Origin of the sequence: Rhodoplanes tepidamans (assembly GCF_030813915.1) — a bacterium.
GTDB lineage: Bacteria > Pseudomonadota > Alphaproteobacteria > Rhizobiales > Xanthobacteraceae > Rhodoplanes > Rhodoplanes tepidamans.
This window is the reverse complement of record NZ_JAUSUJ010000001.1, coordinates 58,056-82,986: the sequence shown is the minus strand read 5'-3', so window position 1 is coordinate 82,986 and position 24,931 is coordinate 58,056. Positions and strand designations below refer to the sequence as shown.

The following is a 24,931-nucleotide window of genomic DNA, read 5'->3' as shown; positions in this document are numbered from 1 at the left end:
ATGTCGTCACCCGGCGCACAGCGACAGCTCTTCGGCCGCCTCGCGCAGCAGCGGCAGGATCTTCTCCACCATGTCGGCGACCGACATGCGCGATGCGTGGGCGCCGACGTTCAGGGCCGCCGTCGCGGCGCCGTCCGCCGACAGGATCGGCACCGCGATCGAGCGCAGCCCGAGCTCCAGCTCCTGGTCCATGACCGAGTAGCCGGCCGCCCGCACCCGCAGGATCTCGGCGCGCAGCGCCGCGACGTCGCGGATCGTGTGCACGGTGAACGGCTGGAAGGTCACGCGGGCGAGGCGCTCGTCGAGCTCGGCCGGCGGCCGATGGGCGAGCAGCACCCGGCCCATCGACGTGAACGCCGCCGGCAGCCGGCTGCCGACATGCAGGTCGATGGTCATGATGCGCGACACCGAGGCGCGCGCCACGTAGACGATGTCGTCGCCGTCGAGGATGGCGATCGAGCACGACTCGTTGAGCGTGTCGGCGATCCGCCGCAGCAGCGGCTGCGCCACCCGGGCGAGCGGGATCGAGCTCAGATAGGCGTGGCCGAGCGCCAGGATGCGCGGGCGCAGCACGTACTGGCGGCCGTCGTCGGTGTCGGCGAAGCCGAGCGCCCGCAGCGTGTAGAGGCAGCGCCGCACGGCGGCGCGCGGAATGCCGGTCTTCTGGCTGATCTGCGAGATGGTGAGCGAGGCGCTCTCGCGCGAGAACGCCTGGATCACGGCGAGCCCGCGCACCAGCGACGTCATGATGTTGGGATCGCCGGGCACCGGCCCCTCGGCCGCGTGTCCGGCCGCGGGGGCCTCGTCGGGGTCGTCGGGATCCATCTCGGTCATGGCGGGCCTGCCGCGCTGTGCGGCCCGCCGCCGGCCGCCACACGGCGACCGGACGAATCGGCGGGCACGCCGTTCGATTATCGCGCATCTCCTATCCCGTCGTGACGGGTTCGACCAGCCCCGTCGGTCCGCAGACCGAGACACGCGTGCATGCGGTCTCACCATACCCGTTTTCGAACGTCCGTGCGATTACAGAACTTGACGATCTCCGATGATGGAGGCACGGTGCTGCGCGTTAATCGAACGGATGTGCGAATTTGTGCATCGCACCATCGAGTGGAGGCCGCATGAACAAGATCTGCCCATCGCTGGAGGAGGCGGTGTCCGACGTCCCGGACGGTGCCTCGATCATGATCGGAGGCTTCGGCGACGCGGGCGTGCCGTTCGAGATGATCGACGCGCTGGTGGCGCAGGGCGCCAAGGAGCTGACGATCATCTCCAACAACGCCGGCACCGCGCAGGAGGGAATCGCCAAGCTGATTCATCTGGGCCGGGTGCGGAAGATCGTCTGCTCGTTCCCGCGTCAGGCCGATTCGAAGGCCTTCGACGAGCGCTACCTGTCGGGCGAGCTGACGCTCGATCTGGTGCCGCAGGGCAATCTGGCCGAGCGCATCCGCGCCGCCGGGGCCGGCATCGGCGCCTTCTTCACCCCGACCGCCTACGGCACGCTGCTCGCCGAGGGCAAGGAGACCCGCGAGATCAACGGCCGCCACTACGTGCTGGAATACCCGATCTCGGCCGACTACGCGTTCATCAAGGCGTTCAAGGGCGACGCGCTCGGCAACCTCGTCTACCGCAAGACCGCCCGCAACTTCGGGCCCGTGATGGCGACCGCCGCCAAGTGCACGATCGCCCAGGTCACCGAGGTGGTCGAGGTCGGTGCGCTCGATCCCGAGACCGTCGTGACGCCCGGCATCTTCGTCAAGCGTGTCGTCCAGGTGGGCCCCGCCCACGCCGACGGCCCCGCCCAGCACTGAGCGACATCGTCCGGAGACTTCCATGAGCCAAGACTTCCAGCGCCTCTCCCGACGAGAGATCGCCATCCGCGTCGCCGCCGACATCCCCGACGGCTCCTACGCCAATCTCGGCATCGGCGCGCCGACCGAGGTCGCCGACTGCCTGCCCGAGGGCGTGACCATCATCCTCCACACCGAGAACGGCCTGCTCGGCATGGGCCCGAAGCCGCCGCCCGGCGAGGAGGACGTCGACCTGATGAACGCCGGCAAGCAGTACGTCACCGCCCTGCCCGGCGCCTCCTACTTCCACCACGCCGACTCCTTCGCGATGATGCGCGGCGGCCATCTCGACTACTGCGTGCTCGGCGCCTACCAGGTGTCGGTGAAGGGCGACCTCGCCAACTGGCACACCGGTGCCAAGGACGCGATCCCGGCGGTCGGCGGCGCCATGGACCTCGCCATCGGCGCCAAGTCGGTCTTCGTGATGATGGACCTGCTCACCAAGAAGGGCGTCTGCAAGCTGGTCGAACGCTGCACCAGCCCGCTCACCGGCGTCGCCTGCGTGCGCCGCGTCTACACCGACCACGCCACCTTCGACATCACGCCCGCCGGCGTGGTCGCCCACGATCTCGCGCCGGGCCTGACCCACGAGGCGCTCGAAACCCTCTGCGGCCTGAAGCTGCTGCGCAAATCCTGACCGGACAGGGACCGACCATGACCAGACACGCCGTCATCTGCGACGCGATCCGCACCCCCTTCGGCCGCTACGGCGGCGCCCTCGCCGCCGTCCGGGCCGACGACCTCGGCGCCGTCCCGATGAAGGAGCTGATGAAGCGCAACCCGTCGGTCGACTGGGCGGCGCTCGACGACGTCTTCTACGGCAACGTCAACCAGGCCGGCGAGGACAACCGCAACGTCGCCCGCATGGCGCTGCTGCTCGCCGGGCTGCCTGAGACGGTGCCGGGCGTCACGGTCAACCGGCTGTGCGCGTCCGGCATGGAGGCGATCGGCCAGGCGGCCCGCGCCATCGCGACCGGCGAGATGGAGCTGGCGCTCGCCGGCGGCGTCGAGAGCATGACCCGCGCCCCCTTCGTGATGGGCAAGGCGACGGCGCCGTTCGCCCGCGACGCCCAGATCTACGACACCACGATCGGCTGGCGCTTCGTCAATCCGCTGATGAAGAAGATGTACGGCGTCGACTCGATGCCGGAGACGGCCGAGAACGTCGCCACCGACTTCCGGATCTCGCGCGCCGACCAGGACCTGTTCGCCCTGCGCAGCCAGGAGAAGACCGCGAAGGCGCAGGCGAACGGCTCGCTCGCCGAGGAGATCTGCGCGGTCGAGATCCCGCAGAAGAAGGGCGACCCGGTGCGGGTCGACCGCGACGAGCATCCGCGCGCCACCACGCTCGAGGCGCTCGGCAAGCTGCGGCCGGTGGTGCGGCCGGACGGCACCGTGACGGCCGGCAACGCGTCGGGCGTCAACGACGGCGCCTGCGCCCTGATCGTCGCCAGCGAGGAGGCGGCCAAGCGCCACGGCCTGACCCCGAAGGCGCGCATCCTCGGCATGGCCGCCGGCGGCGTCGCGCCGCGCGTGATGGGCGTCGGCCCGGTGCCGGCGGTGAACAAGCTGCTCGGCCGCCTGTCGATCGACATCGCCAAGATCGACGTCATCGAGCTCAACGAGGCCTTCGCGGCGCAGGGCCTGGCGGTGCTCCGCCAGCTCGGCGTCGCCGACGACGACCCGCGCGTCAATCCGTACGGCGGGGCGATCGCCCTCGGCCATCCGCTCGGCGCCAGCGGCGCCCGGCTGGTGACGACGGCGGTCTATCAGCTGCAGCGAACCGGGGGCCGCCATGCGCTGTGCACGATGTGCGTCGGCGTCGGACAGGGGCTCGCGATGCTGATCGAACGACTGTGACGCCGGCGCGCCGACCGGCGCTTCCGACCTCACTCTGATGTCCCCCGTCTCACCGCGAGGCCGCAGGGCCGCGACGCGCACGCCGGCACGACTCGAATCCCGACACCCGAAGGGCAGAGTTTCGTGCCATGACGTTCCTGAGCAAGTCGAACTATCGATGGGTCATCCTCATCGCCTGCATGCTGGTCTACTGCACGTCGCAGCTGGTGCGCTGGAACTACGCCAGCATCACCAAGTACCTGATGGAGGATCTCCATATCGGTAAGCCGGAGCTGGGCCTGCTCGGCTCCGCCTTCTTCTACGCCTACGCGGTCGCCCAGATCCCATGGGGCACGGCCGCCGACGTCTGGGGCAGCCGCCGGGTGATCCCGGTCGGCATCGGCATTCTCGCATTGTTCCTGGCCGGCTTCGCCTTCAGCGGCACCTTCACCGAGGCGCTGATCTGGCGCGCCGCGATGGGCGTCGTGGCGGCGGCCGGCTACGTGCCGATCACCTCGGCGCTGGCCAAGTGGTTCTCCATCAAGGAGCGCGGCTTCGCCATGGAGATGTATTCCGGCCCCGGCGGCGGACTCGGCGAGGTGATGACCTTCCTGCTGATCCCGATCTTCGCCGTCGTACTGGCCCATGGCGGCCTGTTCGGCGTGACGGGCTGGCGAGCGTCCACCATCCTGATGGCGATGGTCGTCTTCGTCATCGCCATGCTGGCGCTCCTGCTGCTGCGCGCCTCGCCCACCGAGATGGGCCTGCCGTCGATCGAGAAGCAGGAGGACAAGGAGGAGCACCAGCAGCTCTCCTACCGGCAGACCCTCGGCATCATCGCCAAGGATCCGGCCCTGTGGATCATGTCGCTGGTGTGGTCGGCCTACATGGTGGCGACCCGCCTCGTGCCCGGCTGGCTGCCGCTCTACGCCACCGACTTCTACATCCAGGAAGCCGGCATGTCGAAGGAGGCCGCCATCATCGCGGGCGGTGGCATGGCGTCGGTCTACGTGATCGGCCGCGTCGTCGGCACGCCCGGCGTGGGCTGGCTCTCCGACAAGCTGCTCAAGCACGGCATTCCGCGCGCCGTCGTGATCGGCGGCGGCCTGGTGTTGATCGGCCTCACCTTCTTCCTGTTCACGCTGCACATCCCGAACACCTTCTCGCTGGCGGCGCTCGCCTTCTTCGCCGGCGTGGTGATCAACATCTTCCCGCTGATCAACGCCTCGGCGGCCGAGATCTGGTCGGTCCGCTCGGCCGGCTTCACCATGGGCATCATCAACATGGTGGGCCAGTTCGCCGGCGCCATCGCGCTGTCGGTGTCGGGCTTCATGGCGGCGAAGTTCTCGTATGCCGGCGGGGCCTTCTACACGGAGTTCGTGGGCATCTGGTATCTCGGCATCATCACCAGCATCCTCGGGGCGCTGGCGACGCTCTACATGGTCGTCCGCGAACGCCGTGCCGTGCTGGCCAAGATCGCCAAGGCGGCGTGAGACGAACCGATCACCAGACGACGATCGACGGAACGGGGCGCCACGGCGCCCCGTTTTCGTTCCGGCGACGACGCGGGCTTGCATGATCCGTCGTTCCGGGGCGCAGACCGCAGGTCCGCGAGCCCGGAATCCATGCCCCCGGTGCCGATGCCTCTCGACAGACAGGGCGTGGGGGTTCCGCGCTCGCGGAGCCTGTGCTCGGGCGGCGCGAAGCGCCGACCGAGCACGCCGCCCCGGGATGACCAATTCCGCACCCCCGCCTGCGGGAAGCCTCAGTCCTCCTGCAAGTTTGCGACTGATTAAAGACGCGACTAAAGCCAGGCCTTGATTGCGCGAAAGACCGCGGCGGCCTAGCCTGCCTACGCAAGTTGCGTCGCGCGACTGGTGCACCGTATCAGCCGGCAGAGCTTCTCTAGCTTTTTTGCTGTTTGCAGCTCACGCTATTCTCTGGTGGCAACAATCCAGGCACATCCCGGAGAGCATCGCGCAGAGCAATTCGAAGGGTAGGAAGGAAAGTCAGCACCGCAGACTAAGGGCCGTAAAAATGGATAACAATCCGCAACAGAAAGATAACTCGAACCACACTGGAAGAGCACAACCGGAAGAAACAACTGCACCCGCGACTTTTTTTGGCCAACGTTTGGTTCCGGAATCACCAAAAAACGAGCACGACCGATATCTGGAAGAGATCAAGCTTCGGAAGCTGAATACATTTTTAACCGCCATCGGCGCGATCATCGGTAGTTTAAGCACAGCCCTTGCTCTTTTCGCGCTACTCGCCAGCCAAGATGCTGCAAGAAGCTCTCGGATAGCGGCGACAGAAGCGAAACGCCAAGCTGATGCCGCGCTGGCCGATCAACGAGCCTGGCTGGGATTAGAGAGTGTCGAACTGACTGATGCCAATCCGCTTTGGTTTGATAGTACTGGAAGCGAGCGCAACTGGCGTTTGCGGGTCAAGTACACCGTCCGCAATAGCGGTCGATCGCCTGCAAGGGAGTTCAGACTAGATTGGAAGGCAATTGTTCGCGCCGACAATGAAAGTCATCTCAAGTGGCGCCCCACCCAAGATAATGTCTGCGATAACGTACTTGTACTTGCTAATATAGGACAAGCAGCGGGCGACCGCTATATGATTCTGCCCGGCGCAACTCTATCGCAGTGGGATATAATTAAGATTCCGATCAAACAGGAAGCACCATTCTCCGCTGATATTGTCGGCTGCATCACCTATCGCACGACGATCGATGAGGCACCCCATCAGTCAGGTATTACATTTACTCTTTCGGCCCCCGGCCCCTCCAGCAAATACGACGATATATTCCCGTCGATTGCTATCGGCGATCCAAAAGTCGTCCCAAAGGACAAGCTACAAATTTCTCGCGTATTCACCGCCGGCCGCGTTGATTGATGCGACGCCGGAGTTTCTCATCAGAAATGCTGCGAATTCCGGGTTCGCGGACCTGCGGTCCGCGCACCGGGATGACGGATGACATTCCGCCCCCCCCCCTCGCCTGTGCGGACGACGACGATCGAGACGTCGCGCGATCACCGGCGATCCTGTCGGCATGTCGAACAGCCGACTGCACGACACGCCTCGGCGGACCGCCCGTACGCGGAAAGCATCAGCCATGCCGCAGCGCGGAACATCCGCGCGTCCCGCGCGCATGGCCGACCGGCGCGGTCCGCCGGCACGGCTACGTTGTTTGCCGATCCCTACACTCATTCGGATGACCTAATACGTTCCTGGCTTTCACGATCGCGAGCGGCCCGATTCGTGACCAGACCCTCCCACCATGCGCTGGCGTCCCGTGCCCCCGGACCGGGTGGAATGCCGTCGCCCGCGGTCTGCGCTCCCCGCCCGCGCCCTGAACCAGCCCCACGACGCCGGCCCGCGCCGACCGGCCGGGCGTCCATGCCGATTCCCCATCCAACGGAGACCGACCCATGACGGAGAAGATGCTCGACTGCCTCGGCGAGGCCTGCCCGGTTCCGCTGATCCGCACCCAGAAGGCGCTCGGCGAGCTCGCCGTGGGCGACGTGCTGGTGGTGTCGATCGATCACTCCTGCGCCATGAAGAACATTCCCGAATGGGCCAACAAGGAGGGCCACAACTTCGAGATCGAGGAGGTGAGCGAAGGCCAGTGGGAGGTCGTCATCGAGAAGACCCACTGACCGTGCGGACCGTCCGATCCACCACAGGCCCGTCCTCGCCGGCGGGGACGGGCTCGCGAGACCCGCCATGACCGACATCACCGCGCTTCCCCGCCCCCCGGAGACGTCGCTGCTCAAGACGCTCCGCCAGACCGCCACCTTCAAGGCGATCCTGGTCCAGCCCTGGACCTACCTGACCGGCGCCGTCCTGCTCGCCGTTCTGGCCGCTTCGCTCCTGAACGCCACCGGGAGCGTGTGGGGCGTCACCACGGCGCTGACCTACTGGGCCGCCTGGGCCTGGAACCTGATCGGCGGCGACGCCCACCAGTGGGCCTACTTCAAGGAGGCCTCGCGCGCCTTCAACGCGCCGAACCTCTGGTTCTTCAACGACGCCGGGACGCTGATCGACGTCGGGCTGGTGTTCGGCGCGCTGGTCGCCACGCTGCTCGCCAGCCAGTTCAAGATCAAGCACGTCAAGTCGGGCCGGCAGGTCGCCGCGGCGATCCTCGGCGGCCTGCTGATGGGCTTCGGCGCCCGCCTGTCGTTCGGCTGCAACATCGGCGCGCTGTTCTCCGGCGTGCCGTCGATGTCGCTGCACGGCTGGGTGTTCATGCTGTTCATCTTCCTCGGCGCGATGGTCGGCTCGAAGCTGCTGGTGACGGTGTTCATCGGCGCGGCCAGCATGACGCCGGTCGCGCCGCCGGCGGCCGCTCCCGCCGCGGCGCCGGCCGGCTCCGCCCCGGCCTCCGCCGGCGGCGGCGGCGGCGGCATCCGCCGCATCCAGCGCACCCGGGTCGAGCGCAAGGAGAACGTCACCCAGTTCCCGATCGGCATCGCCATCCTGGTCGCCCTGGCGGTCGTCGCCTACTGGTACGTCGACGTGCAGAAGGCGCCGCGGCTCGCGATCTTCTGGGTGATCGGCATCGCGCTCGGCTTCACCCTGCAGCGGGCGCGGTTCTGCTTCACGGCGGCGATGCGGGACCCGTGCCTCACCGGCGGCACCAACCTGACCAAGGCCGTCATGGTGGCGCTGGCGGTGTCGACCCTGCTGGTCTCGGCCCTGCAGCTCGGCGCCTATGTCCGCACCGGCAATTTCGACGCGGCGGTCAAGATCGGCCTGATCTCGCCGGTCGGGCTGCACACGGCGGTCGGCGCCTTCCTGTTCGGCATCGGCGCGGTGATCTCCGGCGGCTGCGCCTCCGGCACCCTGATGCGGGTGGGCGAAGGCTTCGTCCAGCAGTGGATCGCGCTGCCGTTCTTCTGCGTCGGCGGCCTGATCGGCGCCGCCACCTGGCCGGTGTGGCGCGACGTGCTGATGGTCGACATGACCAGCGCCGTCTACCTGCCCAAGGTGCTGGGCGGCTTCGCCCCGGCGCTGGCGGCCCAGCTCGTCGCCCTGTTCGCGATCTGGCTGCTCGCCGACTGGTGGTCGAAGCGCCACACCGCCTGACCGGCATCGCTCCGCGGCGCGGACCGAAGGGCCCGCGCCGCCTCCGCCCGATCGCATCCACGACCCCCAGGACCAACAGCCCGATGCCCGTGAGCAAGGACCACCAGCACTACGATCTCGTCGTCATCGGCGGCGGCCCGGCCGGCCTCACCGCCGCCCTCTACGGCGGGCGGGCCCGCCTCAAGACCCTGGTGATCGAGAAGGGCCTGATCGGCGGCCTCGCCACCTACACCAACGAGATCGCCAACTATCCGGGCTTTCCGGAGGGCATCACCGGGCTCGAGCTGGCGAAGAAGTTCGAGAAGCAGGCCCGCCATTTCGGCGCCGAGTTCAAGAACACGCCGGTGAAGCGGGTCGACCTGACCGGGCGCGACAAGGTCATCGAGACGTTCCGCACCGTCTACCACGCCAAGGCCGTGATCATCGCCACCGGCGGCAAGCCGCGCCTGCTCGGCGTACCGGGCGAGGAGAGCTTCCTCTACGACAAGGGCATCTCGTTCTGCGCCACCTGCGACGCGGCGAGCTGCAAGGACAAGGTGGTGATGGTGATCGGCTCCGGCGACGCCGCCGTCGAGGAGGGCCTGTTCCTCACCAAGTTCGCCTCGAAGGTGATCATGTCGGTGATCCACGAGGAGGGCCACATGGACGCCAACGCCGCCGCCCAGGCGGAGGCGATGCGCGAGCCCAAGATGGAGTTCCGCTGGAACACCGTGGTCGACCACTTCGAGGGCGGCGAGCGGCTGGAGGCCGTGATCCTCAAGGACACCCGCTCGGGCGAGCTCGTCCCGGTGCCGGTCGACCGCTGCTTCTACTTCATCGGCTACCTGCCGGCGACCGAGCTGTTCCAGGGCCAGGTCGAGCTCACCGAGCGCGGCTACATCCCGACCAACACCCGCATGCAGACCAATCTCGACGGCGTGTTCGCGGCCGGCGACGTGCGCCAGACCTGCCTGCGCCAGGTCGCCACCGCGGTCGGCGACGGCGCCATCGCGGGCTTCGAGGCGGAGCGCTACATCGCCGAGCTGGACGTGTTCGAGAACCAGCTCCTGCAGTGCGAGCTGCCCGGCATGATCTACGTCTACTCGCCGATCGACGAGCGCTCGCGCGACTTCATGCCGACCGTGCGGGAGATCGAGCGCCGCTACGCCGGCCGGGTGCGGCTCGGGCTGGTCGACACCTACAAGGGCGAGTGCCTGGCCGCCCGCCTCGGCGCCGTCGACACGCCCTCGCTGGTGTTCACCCAGGACGGCAAGGTGGTGGCCAAGACGCGGGTGCTCGACCCCGCCCGCATCACCGCCGCCCTCGACGCCCTGGTCGACCACCGGGAGCCCGAGCTGGCGGAGTGAGAGAGGGACGCCTGCGGGGGCACGATGCCGTTCGGATCACGCCACCCGGCGTGGCGTGATCCCCGAATAGTCGTGCGCCGCCTCGGCCTCGGAGAGGTCGTGGGCGGCCTGCAGGTTGATCCAGAAGCGCGGGTCGGTTCCGAAGTAGCGCGCCAGCCGCAGCGCGCTGGGCAGACGTCGCCGGGAAACAGCCGTTCGGTCTCGGCGTCGCCGAAGCTCCGGATCATGCTGTAGTATGTGATACGTCTAACATATCGGCAACTCCGGCCGCCCGCACGGCGGCACGCCCGGCGCGGGGTCCGGCTTTCGTTAATCACCCGCGCGGGTTTTCCGCTCCGCGGACGCGTGTCCGCCGGCCGGCGGGAGTATCCTGGGGCAAATCGAATCCGAGCGTGGAGATCGCCATGCGGATCGCGACGCTGCTTCTCGCCGGCGTGCTGGGCTTGGTCGCCGGCGCGGCCGCCCGGGCCGACACCGGCTATCCGGTGTCGGGCCGGTGGACCTACCAGGACCCGAAGGGGGACGGCCCCTCGAAGACCTGTGGCGGCCGGGTGATGACCTTCGCGGGGCAGCAGCGCTTCGACACCGGCGGCGGCGTCTCCCAGTTCCGCAACGTCTCGACCGAGCGGGTCGACGCGACCACGTACCGGATCGTCGACGAGTTCTTCAACGTGATGATCCGCGGCAAGCTCGGCTTCGAGCTGCAGGTCCGCGACCCCGACCATGTCGCCATCCTGCTCGACACCGGCGAGGGCTACCTGCTCCGCCGCTGCGCCGGCGCCGACGGCGGCGGCGACGAGGCCGACGACGAGGGCGGCGAGGACGAGGACGGCGACGAGGGACGGGACGCCGGCCGGGCCGGCGGCGACCCGCCGCAGTGATCCCGGGACCGGACGTCCGGGGCCAGGAGGTCCCGGGACCGGAACGCCGAACGGCCGCGGGTCGCCCCGCGGCCGTTCCGTTTCGTCCCTGCGGCCGGTCAGGCCGGGCGGTCAGCTCGCCTGCTGGATCGCCGAGAGCATCCAGGCGCCGCCGCGCGGCCGCCGGAAGGTCCACACCTCGGTGACCGTCTCGCGGTCGCCGCCCGACACCAGCCGGCCGGAGGCGCGGTCGACCATCCGGTCGAGCAGCGAGTAACGCATGGCCACGCTGGCGTATTCGGCATCGCCCTCGCGCCACGCCTCGGACAGGTCGCCCTGCTCCAGCTTGACGTCGGCGATCTCGTTGATCACCCCGCGGCCGGCATTCTCGGCGAACTGCTCCGAGAAGTAGGACAGCATCTCGGGCGTCACCCGGGTGCGCAGGGCCGAGAGATCCTCCTTGGCATAGGCCCCCTGGACCTCGCCGAGCAGCCGCTCGAAGGCGTCGTAGTCGGCCGGCCCGATGCCGAGATCGTCGGACGGCTCCGCCGCGCGGGCGCCGAGCCCGCCACCGAGACCACCGCCCAGCCCGCCACCGAGCCCGGCGCCCATCGCGCCGAGGCCGCCGCGCGGCGGCTCGCCACCGTTCACGTCACGGTACTGCGGGCCATGCGCCATGGCGGGCTGCGGGACGCGGCGCGCCTGCCACATCCGCCACAGGAACATGCCGACCAGCGCCACCAGGCCGATCTGCAGCAGGAAGCCGAGCATCGAGGCGAAGCCGCCGATGCCACCCATGAAGCCGTTCCCGAACAGCATGCCGAGCAGGCCGGCGCCGAGGAAGCCGGCCGCCAGGCCGCCCAGCAGACCGCCGCCGAAGCCGCCGAACAGGCCGCCCCGGTTCGGCTGCGCAGCCGCCGCCGGACCCGCGGCGTTCGGCCGCGCGGGCTGGGTCATCGAGCGCTCCATCGGCGCCGTGGTGGTCGGGGCCGTGCGGGTCGGCGCCGGCGCCGAGAAGGTGCGGCTGCCGCGGCTGCCGAAGCTCGAGCCGCCGCCGGCGCGCGACCAGGCGACGTCGCCGGCCACCAGGACCAGGGCGGAAGCCACTGCCAGCGAAAGGAAAATCGGGCGCGTGCGCGAACCGAACATGCGTATCCTCCACAGCCCCTGCACACAGCAGGGGCGTTTCTCCGCGTCTTATATCGGCACTGGCGGCACGAGGGGGAAGTGGCGCTTTGTCGCTACGGGCCGCCGCGTACGGCCCGGAAAACCGCGCCGGGCGGGCCCTCGGGCGGCGGTCAGCCCGCCCGGGCGATCGCCCCGGCCTCGGCCGGCGCGGCGGCAGGGGTCGCCGCCGCAGCCTCGGGCGTCGCCGATGGGGACGGCTCGGCCGGTTGCGGCCCGGGCGGCGATCCCGTGTCGCAGAGGATCTCGGCCGCCGGCATGTCGGCCTCCCAGCGGAAGCCGGCGGGATCGTAGGCGACCGTGACGACGGCGGCGAGCGACGCCTCGGTCAGCTTCTGGATCACGGTGGAACCGAAGCCCACCCGGGTCGGCGGCGCCACCGGCGGCCCGCCGCTCTCGTGCCAGACGAGCCGCACCCGCTCCGTCCCGTCGGTGCCGGCCGTCACGCTCCAGCCGATCCGCACGATGCCGCCGGCCTGGCCGAGGGCACCGTACTTGTTGGCGTTGGTGGCGAGCTCGTGCAGGGCGAAGCCGAGATTCTGCACCGCCTCGGGCCGCAGCAGCAGCGGCGGGCCGTCGACCTGCAGCGAGGCCGCCTCGCCGACGAAGGGCGCGAGCTGGAAGCGCACCAGCTCCTCCAGGCCGGCGCCGCGCCAGTCGGTGTGGACGAGCAGGTCGTGCGAGCGGGCGAGCCCGTGCAGCCGGCCGGTGAACTTCGCCTCGAAGTCGGAGAAGTCGTCGCTCTGGCGGGCGGTGCGGCGTGCCATCGCGATGATCACGGTGATCAGGTTCTTGGTGCGGTGCGACAGCTCGCGCATGACGAACTGGATGTGCGCCTCGTTGCGCTTGCGGCGGGTGATGTCGTGGGCGATCACCGAGATGCCGACCAGCGTCCCGTCGGCGCCGCGGATCGGCGCGGCGTCGAGCGACACCTCCACGGGCGTGCCGTCCCGGCGCAGCCGGATCGTCTCGAGCCGCAGGCTCTGCCCGGCGATCGCGGCGGCGAGCTTGTCGTCGAGCTCGCCCATCCGGTCGGCCGGCAGCAGCATGGCGTGCGGATGGCACACGGCCTCCTCGGCCCGGTAGCCGTAGAGCTCCTCGGCGGCGGCGTTCCAGGAGAGGATCTCGCCGTCGAGCGAGACGCTCATGATGGCGTCGCCCGACGACGAGACGAGCGCGGCCAGATGGGCGTTGGCGATCTCGCCCTTGGCGCGGTCGTGCGACGCCTGGGCGAGCGCCTGCCCGACCTCGTTGACCTCGCGGATGCCGGTCTCCACCGTGTCGATCACGCCACCCGCCCCGATCACGGCGGCGGCGCGCGACAACTCGCGGGTCGAGCGGATGATCCATTCGCCGACCAGCGCCGAGCACGACACGGCGAGCACCGAGAAGACGATCAGGCTCCACAGCACGTCGGTCTTCCAGCGCCGCATCGGCGCGTCGACGGTGGCGCGCGGCACCGCGGCCAGCACGGTCCACTCGTTGCCGAGCCGCTGCCACCCGACCTGCAGATCCCCGCCGTCCATCGCGGCGCCGGTCCAGCCGTTGGCCTCGCCGGCGAGCCGGCCGCGCAGCGCAGCGGGCAGGCGGGTGCCGCTCACCCCGCCGGCGGCATCGCCGCGGGCGATCACGACCCCCTCCCGGTCCACCAGGGTGGCGAGCCAGCCGCCCGGCGTCTGGCGCGCCATCACGCCGGCGAGATGCTCGATCGGCAGCGAGCCCGACAGCACGTAGTCGGTGTCCGGCACCGGGCACAGCAGGGTGACGACGTAACGGTCCGCCAGCACCGAGCGGAACAGGTCCGTGGTCGCACAGGCCCCGGTCTCGACGACCCGGTGGACCAGCTCCGGCGCCCGGCTCGGCGGCAGGACGCGGCCGAACGGCTCCAGCGTGTTGAGGATCTGCCGCCCGTCGGCGCCGAGCAGGACGATCCAGCCCGGCACCGCGGCGACGCTCTGGCGCGCCTGGGCGTGGAATCCGGCGAGGTTGTCGGTGGCGAGAAAGGGCGAGGTCGCGAGCACCGCCAGCTGGGCCTTCTTGACGGCGATCTCGCGCGTGATGTCCTCGGCGATCGCGCGGGCGTAGAGACGCCCCTGGCGCTCGACCTCGGCCTGCTTCTCGGCGACGACGACGCGGTACTCGACGGCGAAGAAGGCGAGGCTCGGCAGCAGCGCCGCCAGCGCGAGCAGCGACAGCGCCACCCGCAGCGGCACGGGCCGCTGCAGCAGGCCCTGGAATCGCCGGGCACTGGCCTTCCGACCGAACACGCGCGCCGACAATCCCGCTCCTCCTGCGCCGCCTCCGCGACGGTAGCACCCTGTGGCTTTTCACGCCGGCGTGCAAGCGATCGGGACGAGCTAAACCGATCCGGACGTTAACGGATCGGGCCGGACCGGCATGCAGGGCGGGTGCTGTTCCGGACGCCGTGAAGGGCCCGTGCCGGGGCACCCGCGTGGAGCACGACGACGGAGAGGGGCCGGGTCTTCCGTCACCGGGTGGGCCGCAGCCCCCCGAAGACATGGTCGGCGAGGCGGCCGGCCCAGTCCGGGGTGAGCGGAGCGTGGGGGACGAGAATGCGGTACCAGATCGGCCCGTAGAGCGCGTCGACGACCACGTCGAAATCCAGGTCGTCCCGCAGCTCGCCATTGGCGACGCCACGCGCCAGCACCTTCTTGGCTTCGTCCCGGCGGGGCAGCACATAGCCGTCGAGCAGCGCCCGCAGCGCTTCCGGATCGCTCTGGCCCTGCGCCACCAGGGCCGAAATGGTGCGTCCCACCTTCTGCCCATACACCTCGGCGACCCGCATCATCTGGCCTTTCATGTCGGCGATGGCCGAGGACGTCACCGGGTAGCCGATCTTTTGGGCGGTCTCGGCGAGAAAACCGGCAATCGCCAGCGCACCACGGTTGGGCCACCAGCGATAGATGGACGAACGGGCCGCTCCCGAGCGCGTCGCGACGGCGTCGATCGTAAATCCCGCGAGGCCTCGCTCCTCGAGAAGTTCGTTCGCCGCTTTGAGGATCGCGATCTTGACCTCGTCACCTTGCGGACGGCCGCGGCGACGGGCAGTCGATTTGGAGATGCTCAAAATATACACCCAAGCCCCAGATTTTGCTCAGATTATCGCCAGTCCCTCAACTTGACAATTGGCGGGACTAATTAAAACTACATAGTGTCGCTTTTAGCCGAAACCAGGAGCCAGAGCCATCCGTGCGGCGCCGGCCAGCGCCCCGTTCCGTCAAGACCGAACCCCAACGAGGGACTTGCGATGACAGGCGTGCTCACCCCCGAACAAGTCGCCCATTTCAAGCAGGAAGGCTATCTCTGCCCCATCCGGGCCTTCAGCGCCGAAGAAGCGCGAAGCTATCGAAACAGGATCGAGGATTTCGAGGCCCGGTCCGGCGAGGAAGTGAACAAGAGACTGAAGATCAAGGCCCACCTCGCCTTCCCCTGGCTGGTGGAGCTGGCCCGCCACCCCCGCATCGTCTCCGCCGTGCAGGCCCTCCTCGGGCCGGACGTGCTGCTGTTCGGCTCGTCCGCCTTCGCCAAGAACGCCCGCGATCCGCGCTTCGTCTCTTGGCACCAGGACTCCGCCTACTACGGCCTCGATCCGCACCAGGAGGTGACCGTGTGGCTCGCGCTGTCGCGGGCGAGCTCGCTGAGCGGCTGCATGAAGGTGATCCCCCGCAGCCATCTCGGCCCCGACCTCGTCCACGAGGAGACGTTCGACGCCAACAATCTGCTCGCCCGCGGCCAGCGGGTGACGGTGGACGAGAGCCTCGCCGTGGAGATGCCGCTGGAGCCGGGCGAGTTCTCGATGCATCACGAGCGCACCGTGCACGGCTCGCCGGCCAACATGTCGGACGATCGCCGCATCGGCATCGCCTTCTTCTACATGCCGGCCCATTGCCGCTCGCTGCTCGGGCGGCGCTCGGCGCTCCTCGTGGCCGGCGAGGATCGCCACGGCCACTGGGACCGCGATCCCGAGCCGCGCTTCGACCTCGATCCGGACAGCCTCACCTTCATGGAGAACGTCTGGGCCAGCTATCGCGACGACACCACCACGGTCCAGGCCGCGCGCCTCGCCTGATCTCCGTCCGGCCGGGCCATGGTCCGGCCGGGACGTGCCCAGCCATCTGGAAGCCGCCTCAGTCAGCTCCCCCCGTCAACCGAGAGCGCAGTCCATGAAAGCCCCCGTCCTCCTCGGCACCGCCCTGTCCCTTCTCGTCGCCGTCCCGGCCCTCGCCGGCCCCGTCAAGGTCGGCGTCATCCTGCCCCAGACCGGGGTCGGCGCGGTCCTCGCCAAGCAGATGCAGGCCGCCATCGAACTGGCGGTGAGCCACGAGGGCGGCAAGCTCGGCGGACAGGACGTGGAGTTCTTCTGGGGCGACAGCCAGGGCAAGGCGGACGTCGCCAAGCAGCTCGCCGACGAGATGGTGAAATCGAAGCGGGTCGAGTTCCTGATCGGCCCGCTCTTCTCGTCGGAGATGATGGCCGTGCACGGCGGCCTCGCCCGCACCGACGCCTTCGTCATCTCGCCGATCGCCGGCCCGGCGCCGATCGCCGGAAAGTCCTGCTCGGCGAACTTCTTCAACGTCTCCTCGCAGAACGACCAGCAGGCGGAGGCGCTCGGCGCCTATCTGGAGAAGCAGGGCGTCAAGCGCGTCTACGCGATGACGGTGAACAACCAGGCCGGCAAGGACATGGTGTCCGGCTTCAAGCGCAATTTCAAAGGCGAGCTGGTCGGCGAGGTCTACACCCGCTTCGGCCAGGTCGACTTCGCGGCCGAGCTGAGCGCGCTGCGGACCGCGGCGCCGGCCGCCACCTTCGTCTTCTATCCGGGCGACATGGGCGTGCAGTTCGTCAAGCAGTACGCCCAGGCGGGGCTGACCAGGACGACGCCGCTCTACACGGTGTGGACCGTCGATCAGGCCACCCTGCCGGCGGTCGGCGACGACGCCATCGGGGTGCGCTCCGGCAATGTGTGGAGCATCGATCTGCCGAACCCCGTCAACGCCCGCTTCGTCGCCGACTTCAAGCAGAAGAACGGGTTCCTGCCGAACGACTACGCGGCCCACACCTACGACTCCATCCTGCTCGTCTCCAGCGCCGTGAAGGCGGTGGGCGGCGACATGAGCCGGAAGGACGACATCCGCAAGGCCCTGAAGGCCGCCGGCTTCGCCTCCAACCGCGGCAAGTTCGCCTACAACAGCAACAACTTTCCGATCGAGAACTACTATGTCCGCGAGGTCGTGAAGGACGCCGACGGCGTGCTCGTCACCAAGACGGTCGAGACGGTGATGACCGACGCCAAGGACGCCTACTACCAGGAGTGCCCCCTCACCAAGTGAGGCGACCGCGCGCGCCCACCCCTCCTGTCAAGCGGGACCGCGGCCATGCACCTCCTGTTCGTCGAGCAGATCCTGAACGGACTGCAGCTCGGGATCATCCTGTTCCTGATGGCCGCCGGGCTGACGCTCACCTTCGGCATCATGAACCTGGTGAACCTGGCGCATGGCTCGCTGTTCATGCTGGGCGCCTATCTCGGCGTCACGTTCCAGCTCCTGACCGGCTCCTTCGTGCTGGGCTTCGGGTTCGCCGGCGTCGCCACCTTCCTGATCGGTCTCGTGATGGAACGACTGGTGATCCGGCATCTCTACGCCCGCAGCCATCTCGACCAGGTGATGTGCACGGTCGGCCTCGTCTACGTGTTCAACGAGGCGACCCGGATGGTGTTCGGGCCGGAGCCGCTGCACGCGCCCGTCCCGGCCCTTCTCTCCGGAACCGTGGAGCTGATCCCCGGGGCGCCCTACCCGGCCTACCGGCTCGCCATGATCGTGGCGGGCCTCGCCATCGGCGGGCTGCTCTACGGGCTGATCGCCAAGACGCGCACCGGAATGCTGATCCGCGCCGGGGCGAGCAACCGGGTGATGACCAGCGTGCTGGGCGTGAACATCGGCACCATCTACGCGGTGGTGTTCGGCCTCGGTGCGGCGCTGGCCGGATTCGCCGGCTTCATCGCGGCGCCCATTCTCACCGTCTATCCGGGCATGGGCGACAACGTCCTGATCCTGGCCCTGGTGGTGCTGGTGGTCGGCGGCATGGGCTCGGTCAAGGGCGCGTTCGTGGCGGCCCTGCTGGTCGGCGTCATCGACACCATCGGCCGGGCCTACCTGAAGGACGTGATGGGGCTGATGCTGTCGCCGGTCGCCGCCAACACGGTGGCACCGGCGCTCGCCTCGATGCTGATCTACATCCTCATGGCCGTCGTCCTGTTCTTCCGACCGGAGGGCCTCGTGCCGGCCGCCGGGATGCGCCGGCCCGAGGCACCCTCGGAGTCCTCCTCGGATGCGCCGCCCGGCGCCGGGCTGCTGGCGCGCTGGCGCGTGCCCGCCCTCGGCCTGCTCGGCGGCGGCCTCCTGCTTCTGCCGCTCGTCGCCGGGCTCGCGGATTCACCGTTCTGGGTGGACGTCGGTCTCAGGGTCGTGATCTTCGCCATCGCGGCGCTCAGCCTCGACCTGATCCTCGGCCGGACCGGCCTCGTCAGCTTCGGCCATGCGCTCTATCTCGGCGTCGGCGCCTATGTGGTCGGCATCCTGGCCGACAAGGGGATCGAGAGCGGCTTCGTGCAGTGGCCGCTCGCCATGGCGGTGTCGGCGGCGCTCGCCGCGGCGCTGTCGGTGGTGGCCCTGCGCACCTCCGGCACGTTCTTCATCATGATCACGCTCGCCTTCGCACAGATGATGTTTTACGGCGCCTCCAGCCTCTACGACTACGGTGGCGACGACGGCATGCATCTTCCGGTGCGCAGCACGTTCGGCGGGCTGGTCGACCTCTACGACGCGACCCAGTTCTACTATCTGGCGCTGGCCCTGCTGGTGCTGCTGGCGGGACTGAACATCCGCCTCGCGCGTTCACGCTTCGGCCTGGTGCTCAGGGGCATCCGGGTGAACGAGAGCCGCATGCAGGCGGTGGGCTTCTCCACGTTCCACTACAAGCTGGTCGCCTGCGTCGTCGCGGCTGCGGTGTGCGGGCTGGCCGGCGCCATGCTGGCCAACGCGGCCGAGTTCGTCGGCCCGCAATTCATGGACTGGACCCGCTCGGCCGAGCTGATGATCATGGTGGTGGCGGGCGGGCTCGCCACGCCGTTCGGTCCGATCGTCGGGGCGCTCGCCTATCTGGGCCTCGAAAAATATCTTTCCGACCTCACCATCCACTGGCGGCTCGCCTTCGGCGTGCTGCTGATCCTGCTCGTCTTCGTCGGCCGCGGCGGCCTCGGCGCGCTGTTCGCACCGGCGCCGGGCGGCGAGGCGGTTCCGGCTCACAAGGGATCCTTCCGATGGGCGAGGCCATTCTTCAGACCGCGGGCCTGACCAAGCGATTCGGCGGCCTGAACGCCGTCGATGCGGTGGACTTCGCGCTCGCGGCGGGTGAGCTGGTGGCGGTGATCGGGCCGAACGGCGCCGGCAAGACGACCTTCGTCAACCTCCTCTCGGGCGCGCTGCGGCCCGACACCGGGGCCGTGCTGTTCGAGGGTCGCGACATCTCGCGGCTGCCCGTGCATGCCCGTGCGCGGCTCGGCATCACGCGCTCGTTCCAGATCGCCAGCATCTTTCCCGAGCTGACCGTGGTGGAGAACGTCGCTCTCGCGGCGCAGGCCCATGCGGGACACAGCTTCCGCTTCTGGCGCGAGATAGCGCACGAGGCGCCGCTGCGCCGCAAGGCGCAGGCGCAGCTCGGCGAGCTCGGCCTCGCCGACTGCGCCGACCGGCCGGCCGCTCAGCTCTCGCACGGCGAGAAGCGGCTCCTGGAGATCGCCATGGCGCTCGTCACAGCGCCGCGCGTGCTGCTGCTCGACGAGCCGATGGCCGGGCTCGGCATCGCCGAGGCGCGGCGCATGATCGACTTCGTCGCCGGGCTGAAGGGCCGCTTCACCATCCTTCTGGTGGAGCACGACATGGAGGCAGTGTTCGCCCTCGCCGATCGGATCTTCGTGCTCGCCTCCGGGGCCCGGGTGGCGGACGGCCTCCCGCACGCGGTGCGGGCCGATGCGCGGGTGCAGCTCGCCTATCTGGGCGCCGAGGACGAGGATCTCTAGATGCTGGAGCTGCGCCAGGTCGGAGCCGCCTACGGGTCGAGCCGCGTGCTGTTCGGCATCGACATCGCCATCGCCGAGGGCGAGGTGGTGGCGCTGCTCGGCCGCAACGGCATGGGCAAGACCACCACGGTCAACGCCATCATGGGTCTCGTCCCCCTCACCCAGGGCGACATCCGCTTCTCCGGCGAGCGCATCTCGGGCCTGCCGCCCTACAAGGTGGCGCGCAGCGGCCTCGCCCTGGTGCCGGAAGGCCGCCAAGTGTTTCCCAACCTGAGCGTCGAGGAGAACCTCGTCGCCACCGCCGCCAATCACGGGCGGGCCGCGGCGCCGTGGACGCTCGGTTCCGTCTACGACCTGTTCCCCGCCCTCACCCCGCTGGCGCGGCGCAGCGCCGGCCTGCTGTCGGGCGGTGAGCAGCAGATGCTCGCCATCGGTCGCGCGCTGATGACCAATCCGCGACTGCTGATCCTCGACGAGGCGACCGAAGGCCTCGCCCCGCGCATCCGCCGGGAGATCTGGACCGCCCTGGAGCGCATCCGCGGGCGCGGCCAGTCGGTGCTGGTGATCGACAAGAACATCAGGATGCTCGGCCGTATCGCCGACCGGCACTACATCCTGGAGAAGGGCCGCATCGTGTGGAGCGGCGCGTCCGACCGGCTGCTGTCCGACGACAGCCTGCGCACCCGGTTTCTCGGCGCCTGACTCGAGACCGGGCCCTTGTTCTTCGGGCCCACCGCGCGGCGGCTGTCGGGAGGCGGCGGGGCGATGGATCGGTTCGATGCCGCCGAACGCGACGCCGGGTCCGGGCTCAGTCCTCGCCCGGGACCGCGGACGGAAGGTCGCGATCCTCGTCGAACCGCGATTCCTCCCCCCGGGCCGCGCGCTTCTTCTTCGCGGCGATCGAGCCGGTGACGCCGAAGTCGGGGCGCTGCGCCGCGTAGCCGCCCTTGGCGCGGGCCCGCGCCGCGACCACCTCGCCCGGCACGGCGGCGGGCTGGCAGATCCGCCGGCCCGAGGAGCGGCGCATCAGGTCGACATGGATGTGGTCGTAGTGGAAGACGTTCGAGCCCGGGGCCAGGACCGTGGAGAACAGCTCGCAGGCCGACACCTGGACGTCGCGCAGGAAGCCCTGCTCCTCGGGGGTGCCGCGCCAGCCGCCCTTGATGGTGATCACATGGCCGTCGGCGAGCCTGAAGCTGGCGATGTCCAGGGCGTTGCCGAAGGCGTGCTCGGAGATGCGGGCGCGCGGATTGCCGTTCATGCCGCGGCACGAATAGGCGGAGATCTGCTTGATCTCGACCACCGGCTGGCGAAACCAGCGCTGCGCCGCCGGCTGGACGCCCTCCAGCACCCAGCGGTCGAGCTGCGACACCAGCGGGCAGGCGAGCGTCGCGGCGGGCGTCACGGCGGCGGGCACCGCCGCGGTGGTCAGCGGCTCGACCCGGGAGGGGCCGACCGGCACCGGCTCGCCCATGCTCGGATACTGCGGCGGGTAGCGCGGCGGATAGACCGAGGCGGTCTGGTGCGGCGCCGGGTCCGGCTCGGCCGGATCGTCGCGATAGGGCGAGGTGCGGTCGATCGGGGTCGGCGAGAAGCCCGGCTCCTCGTAGACGAGGCCGCCCTGCGGGGTGCGCCCGGCCGCGGCATCGCGCACCGGCGGCAGGCTGCCGCGGGCGACCGCCGCGCGGCCGCGCGGCTCGGCGGCGGCGCCGTAGGACGGCATCGGGGCGTGGCGGGTGCCGGGCCGGTCGGCGGCCGGGGCCGCGACGCCCGGCGGCGTCAGCGAGGTCGGACCGGTGGACGGGCCGGCGGCGGGCCGGGTGGTCGGCGGCGGACCCGAGGGAACGCGCAGATAGCCGGGCGGAGCGCCGAGGATGCGGCCGGGCGGTGCCGACTGGCCCCCTTGCGGGATGCCGCCGGGCGGCCGCACCGGATCGTCGGCCCAGCCGAGCGCCGGGCTGTCGCCGAGCGCCGCCACCTTCATGGGGAAGTCCGCGCCGCAGACGCCGGGCCCGTCGATCGGCGACAGCAGTGCCACGGCCGGGCCCTGCTTCACGGAGCCGGACTTCAGGCACTGAACCTCGGCCTCACGCCGCCACGGCTCGCGCTGCGCCATGAAGTTGCGGGCGCAACCGGCGAGCGTGAGGAGAACGAGCGAGCCGACGAGATACCAACGAACGTCGCGCGTCATGTCCCGACAATGCCGGCGACTCCGTTAAGGACCTCTTGACGCTACCCGACGGTTGCAGTGGCGGTGCGTTTTTCCGATCACGCCGGGAGCCGTCCGGCCGCCGGCAGGCCACACCTGCAGCCGGGACGACTTGATCGGCGAGCCGCTTCGGGCATAAGCGCCGGAGCCCCCTCCCCCTTCCCAAGGAGCACGCCTTGTCCAAACCGCTGGTCAGCCCCCTGAGCGCCCTCGATCTCGCCCGCCGGGTGGAGGCGGGCGCGATCACGCCGGCCGGGGTGGTCGACCTGTGCGTCGAGGCGATCGCCGCCAAGGAGGCCGAGATCGGCGCCTTCGCGGCGGTCGATCCGGAGCGGACCCGGGCGCGGGCCGAGGCGGCCGTGGCGGCGCTGACGGCGTCGCCGCTGCGCGGCCTGCCGGTCGGCGTGAAGGACATCTTCGACACCGCCGACATGCCGACCGGCTACGGGTCGCCGATCTATGCCGGGCACCGGCCGGCGACCGATGCGGCGCTGGTGTCGATGGTCCGGCGGACCGGCGGCCTGGTGCTCGGCAAGACGGTGACGACCCAGTTCGCCTTCATGGACGCCGGCGACACCAGGAACCCGCACGATCCGGACCACACGCCGGGCGGCTCCTCGTCCGGCTCCGCCGCGGCGGTGGCGGCCGGCATGCTGCCGGTCGCCATCGGCACCCAGACCGGCGGCTCGGTGGTGCGGCCGGGCGCCTATTGCGGGGTCGCCGCCTACAAGCCGTCCTACCGGATGCTGCCGATGGTCGGCTGTAAGTGCTTCTCGTGGTCGCTCGACACGGCCGGCCTGTTCGCCGCCGGCATCGCCGACGTCGCCTTCGCGGCCGCGGCCCTCGCCGGCCGGGATCTCAGGGTCGACCGCGCCGCCCCGTCCGCCCCGCGCATCGGCCTCGCCCGCACCCATATCTGGCCCGAGGCGAGCCCGGCCATGCAGGCGGCGGTCGAGCGGGCCGCCCGCCTCGCGGAGGCCGCCGGCGCGACCGTCCGCGACGTGACGCTTCCGCCGGTCTTCGAGGACGCCTTCCGGGCCCATGCGGCCATCCAGGACCACGAGGCGGTCCGGGCTCTCGCCTTCGAATACGACCAGCACCGCGACCGGCTGGGGCCCCAGCTCCGGGCCCATCTCACGGCCTCCGCCGACATCCCGCCGGAGGCGTATGACGACGCCCGGCGGATCGCCAAGCGGGCCCGACACGCCCTCGCCGACCTGATGACGGAGGTCGACGTGCTGCTGACCCCGTCCGCCCCGGGCGCGGCGCCGCGCGGGCTCGGCTCCACCGGACAGTCGATCTTCAACAGGCTGTGGACGCTGATGGGCACGCCGTGCATCAATGTTCCAGGCATGTTCGACGAATCGGGCCTGCCGCTCGGTGTCCAGGTCGTCGGCCGGTTCGGACGCGACCGCGCGGCGCTCGAAGCGGCTCTGTTCGTCGAGCGCGCCCTCGCGTCGCCGGCCGGTGCGTGACCGCACGGATGCGCCGTCCGGGCAGCGTCGACGAGTTCCACTGACGTTTCCCGCCAGCCCGGCGCCGCGGCCGGGCCTCCGGACGAGGTCGGCTGCATGAGACCGTTTGCATTGGTCGCCGCGTTCGGCGCCGTCCTGGCCGCCGGCGGGCTCGTCGGCGCGCCGTCGCACGGCCAGGTGCGGTCGACGACGTCCGCGGTGACGCTGGCGCCCGGCGCCTCCGCCACGATCTCGCTCGAGGAGAACGTCACCACCGGCTATTCCTGGCGCTACGATCCGGCGCACAGCACCGATCCGGGCTGCGTGACGATCGAGGATCTCGGCCACGCGCCGCGCAGCGGCGATCCGGCGGTCGGGGCGGCCGGGCTGCACCGCTGGCGGCTGACCGGCGCGACGCGCGGCCACGCCGAGCTGCGCTTCGTCTACCAGCGGCCATGGGAGCAGCACAGCGTCCGCGAACACGTCGTCGCAGTCGATGTCCGCTGACGGCTTCCAATTGGTGAGAAAACGTCTCGGAAGCACTGCACGACGATGTTGCAGTGCGCAATTGGTTCGGACTTCAGAACATGTTCGCGCTGTGCTAGAGTTCGCCCGGTTCAACGTCCCGAGGAGACGACATTGGTTCATTCGATCGACCTGAACCGCGTGGCGATCTACGCCGTGTTCGTGTTCGTCACCGCCATCGTTCTGGGCGCGTTCTGATCGGATAGGATGCACACCAACCGGCGGGCGCTCGCGCGACACACCGCCGCTGGGACACCGAAGGGACACCGGAGAACCCGTTCTCCGGTGTTTTGTTTTTTCGGACGTGCCGTCGCTTTTCCGCGACATGGTCCGACGTCATGGTCGGTCGGCGCCGCCGAGGACGTGATCGACCGCGTCGGGGCCGCTGCTCACGATCGGCCGCCTCATCATCCGCTTGTGTCCGGCCGCGCGGCGGATGCACGCTCCACCGACGCGAGTCGTCCCTCGCGT

At 69.9% G+C, this 24,931-nt stretch carries 21 protein-coding genes and 1 pseudogene; 17 read left to right on the top strand and 5 right to left on the bottom strand.

Annotated features, from left to right (window positions below; genetic code table 11):
• Window positions 1–6 precede the first annotated feature (6 nt).
• Window positions 7–834: an IclR family transcriptional regulator domain-containing protein gene (locus tag J2S22_RS00330; protein WP_272776234.1), complete on the bottom strand. Its 828-nt coding sequence runs from the start codon at window positions 832–834 to the stop codon at window positions 7–9.
• A gap of 287 nt (window positions 835–1,121) precedes the next feature.
• Between J2S22_RS00330 and J2S22_RS00325 the strand changes: the two genes are divergently transcribed.
• From J2S22_RS00325 to J2S22_RS00280, 9 genes are all read left to right on the top strand, one after another.
• A complete protein-coding gene (locus tag J2S22_RS00325; protein ID WP_272776235.1) occupies window positions 1,122–1,811 on the top strand; it encodes a 3-oxoacid CoA-transferase subunit A in 690 nt (229 codons plus the stop codon).
• A 22-nt stretch (window positions 1,812–1,833) separates the two neighbouring features.
• Window positions 1,834–2,487: a 3-oxoacid CoA-transferase subunit B gene (locus J2S22_RS00320; RefSeq protein ID WP_272776236.1), complete on the top strand. Its 654-nt coding sequence runs from the start codon at window positions 1,834–1,836 to the stop codon at window positions 2,485–2,487.
• Between the two features lie 17 nt (window positions 2,488–2,504).
• Window positions 2,505–3,710 (top strand): 3-oxoadipyl-CoA thiolase, encoded by a 1,206-nt coding sequence (pcaF, locus tag J2S22_RS00315; protein WP_272776237.1) that lies wholly within the window; start codon window positions 2,505–2,507, stop codon window positions 3,708–3,710.
• 128 nt (window positions 3,711–3,838) lie between these two features.
• Entirely contained in the window at window positions 3,839–5,182 is a 1,344-nt protein-coding gene (locus tag J2S22_RS00310; RefSeq protein WP_272776238.1) for an MFS transporter, read from the top strand.
• A 544-nt stretch (window positions 5,183–5,726) separates the two neighbouring features.
• A complete protein-coding gene (locus J2S22_RS00305) occupies window positions 5,727–6,590 on the top strand; it encodes a hypothetical protein (protein WP_272776239.1) in 864 nt (287 codons plus the stop codon).
• Between the two features lie 536 nt (window positions 6,591–7,126).
• Window positions 7,127–7,354 (top strand): sulfurtransferase TusA family protein, encoded by a 228-nt coding sequence (locus tag J2S22_RS00300; protein ID WP_272776240.1) that lies wholly within the window; start codon window positions 7,127–7,129, stop codon window positions 7,352–7,354.
• Between the two features lie 67 nt (window positions 7,355–7,421).
• Window positions 7,422–8,783 (top strand): YeeE/YedE thiosulfate transporter family protein, encoded by a 1,362-nt coding sequence (locus J2S22_RS00295; RefSeq protein WP_272776241.1) that lies wholly within the window; start codon window positions 7,422–7,424, stop codon window positions 8,781–8,783.
• Window positions 8,784–8,866: 83 nt separating this feature from the next.
• On the top strand, window positions 8,867–10,129 hold the full coding sequence (locus tag J2S22_RS00290; RefSeq protein ID WP_272776242.1) for an FAD-dependent oxidoreductase: 1,263 nt from the start codon (window positions 8,867–8,869) through the stop codon (window positions 10,127–10,129).
• 404 nt (window positions 10,130–10,533) lie between these two features.
• The gene (locus J2S22_RS00280) at window positions 10,534–11,010 is read left to right on the top strand and encodes a hypothetical protein (RefSeq protein ID WP_272776243.1); all 477 of its coding nucleotides are present in this window, start codon (window positions 10,534–10,536) and stop codon (window positions 11,008–11,010) included.
• Between the two features lie 111 nt (window positions 11,011–11,121).
• On the opposite strand, the gene J2S22_RS00275 is transcribed toward J2S22_RS00280, so the two are convergent.
• From J2S22_RS00275 to J2S22_RS00265, 3 genes are all read right to left on the bottom strand, one after another.
• Entirely contained in the window at window positions 11,122–12,096 is a 975-nt protein-coding gene (locus tag J2S22_RS00275) for a TIM44-like domain-containing protein (RefSeq protein WP_307155777.1), read from the bottom strand.
• 191 nt (window positions 12,097–12,287) lie between these two features.
• A complete protein-coding gene (locus J2S22_RS00270; protein WP_272776245.1) occupies window positions 12,288–14,453 on the bottom strand; it encodes an HWE histidine kinase domain-containing protein in 2,166 nt (721 codons plus the stop codon).
• A 209-nt stretch (window positions 14,454–14,662) separates the two neighbouring features.
• Window positions 14,663–15,262 carry a TetR/AcrR family transcriptional regulator gene (locus J2S22_RS00265; RefSeq protein ID WP_272776246.1) on the bottom strand — a complete coding sequence of 200 codons (600 nt, stop codon included), beginning with the start codon at window positions 15,260–15,262 and terminating at the stop codon, window positions 14,663–14,665.
• A gap of 180 nt (window positions 15,263–15,442) precedes the next feature.
• Between J2S22_RS00265 and J2S22_RS00260 the strand changes: the two genes are divergently transcribed.
• The 6 genes and pseudogenes from J2S22_RS00260 to J2S22_RS00235 all read left to right on the top strand — a co-directional run bounded on the left by J2S22_RS00260 (window position 15,443) and on the right by J2S22_RS00235 (window position 20,974).
• Window positions 15,443–16,264 carry a phytanoyl-CoA dioxygenase family protein gene (locus J2S22_RS00260; RefSeq protein ID WP_272776247.1) on the top strand — a complete coding sequence of 274 codons (822 nt, stop codon included), beginning with the start codon at window positions 15,443–15,445 and terminating at the stop codon, window positions 16,262–16,264.
• Between the two features lie 94 nt (window positions 16,265–16,358).
• The gene (locus tag J2S22_RS00255; RefSeq protein ID WP_272776248.1) at window positions 16,359–17,525 is read left to right on the top strand and encodes an ABC transporter substrate-binding protein; all 1,167 of its coding nucleotides are present in this window, start codon (window positions 16,359–16,361) and stop codon (window positions 17,523–17,525) included.
• Between the two features lie 45 nt (window positions 17,526–17,570).
• A pseudogene (locus J2S22_RS00250) lies at window positions 17,571–18,479 on the top strand (branched-chain amino acid ABC transporter permease); the annotation flags it as partial.
• Window positions 18,480–18,485: 6 nt separating this feature from the next.
• Entirely contained in the window at window positions 18,486–19,547 is a 1,062-nt protein-coding gene (locus tag J2S22_RS00245; protein WP_272776298.1) for a branched-chain amino acid ABC transporter permease, read from the top strand.
• Complete coding sequence (locus J2S22_RS00240) at window positions 19,514–20,272, top strand: ABC transporter ATP-binding protein (protein ID WP_272776249.1); 759 nt, start codon at window positions 19,514–19,516, stop codon at window positions 20,270–20,272. The genes J2S22_RS00245 and J2S22_RS00240 overlap by 34 nt, the downstream gene beginning before the upstream one ends.
• Window positions 20,273–20,974 carry an ABC transporter ATP-binding protein gene (locus J2S22_RS00235; protein WP_272776250.1) on the top strand — a complete coding sequence of 234 codons (702 nt, stop codon included), beginning with the start codon at window positions 20,273–20,275 and terminating at the stop codon, window positions 20,972–20,974.
• A 106-nt stretch (window positions 20,975–21,080) separates the two neighbouring features.
• Here the strand turns inward: J2S22_RS00235 and J2S22_RS00230 are convergent, their stop codons facing one another.
• Window positions 21,081–22,463, bottom strand: a complete 1,383-nt coding sequence (locus tag J2S22_RS00230; RefSeq protein WP_272776251.1) for an extensin family protein — start codon at window positions 22,461–22,463, stop codon at window positions 21,081–21,083.
• Window positions 22,464–22,657: 194 nt separating this feature from the next.
• Between J2S22_RS00230 and J2S22_RS00225 the strand changes: the two genes are divergently transcribed.
• A complete protein-coding gene (locus J2S22_RS00225; protein WP_272776252.1) occupies window positions 22,658–23,956 on the top strand; it encodes an amidase in 1,299 nt (432 codons plus the stop codon).
• 96 nt (window positions 23,957–24,052) lie between these two features.
• Complete coding sequence (locus J2S22_RS00220; protein ID WP_272776253.1) at window positions 24,053–24,442, top strand: protease inhibitor I42 family protein; 390 nt, start codon at window positions 24,053–24,055, stop codon at window positions 24,440–24,442.
• Window positions 24,443–24,931: the final 489 nt, after the last annotated feature.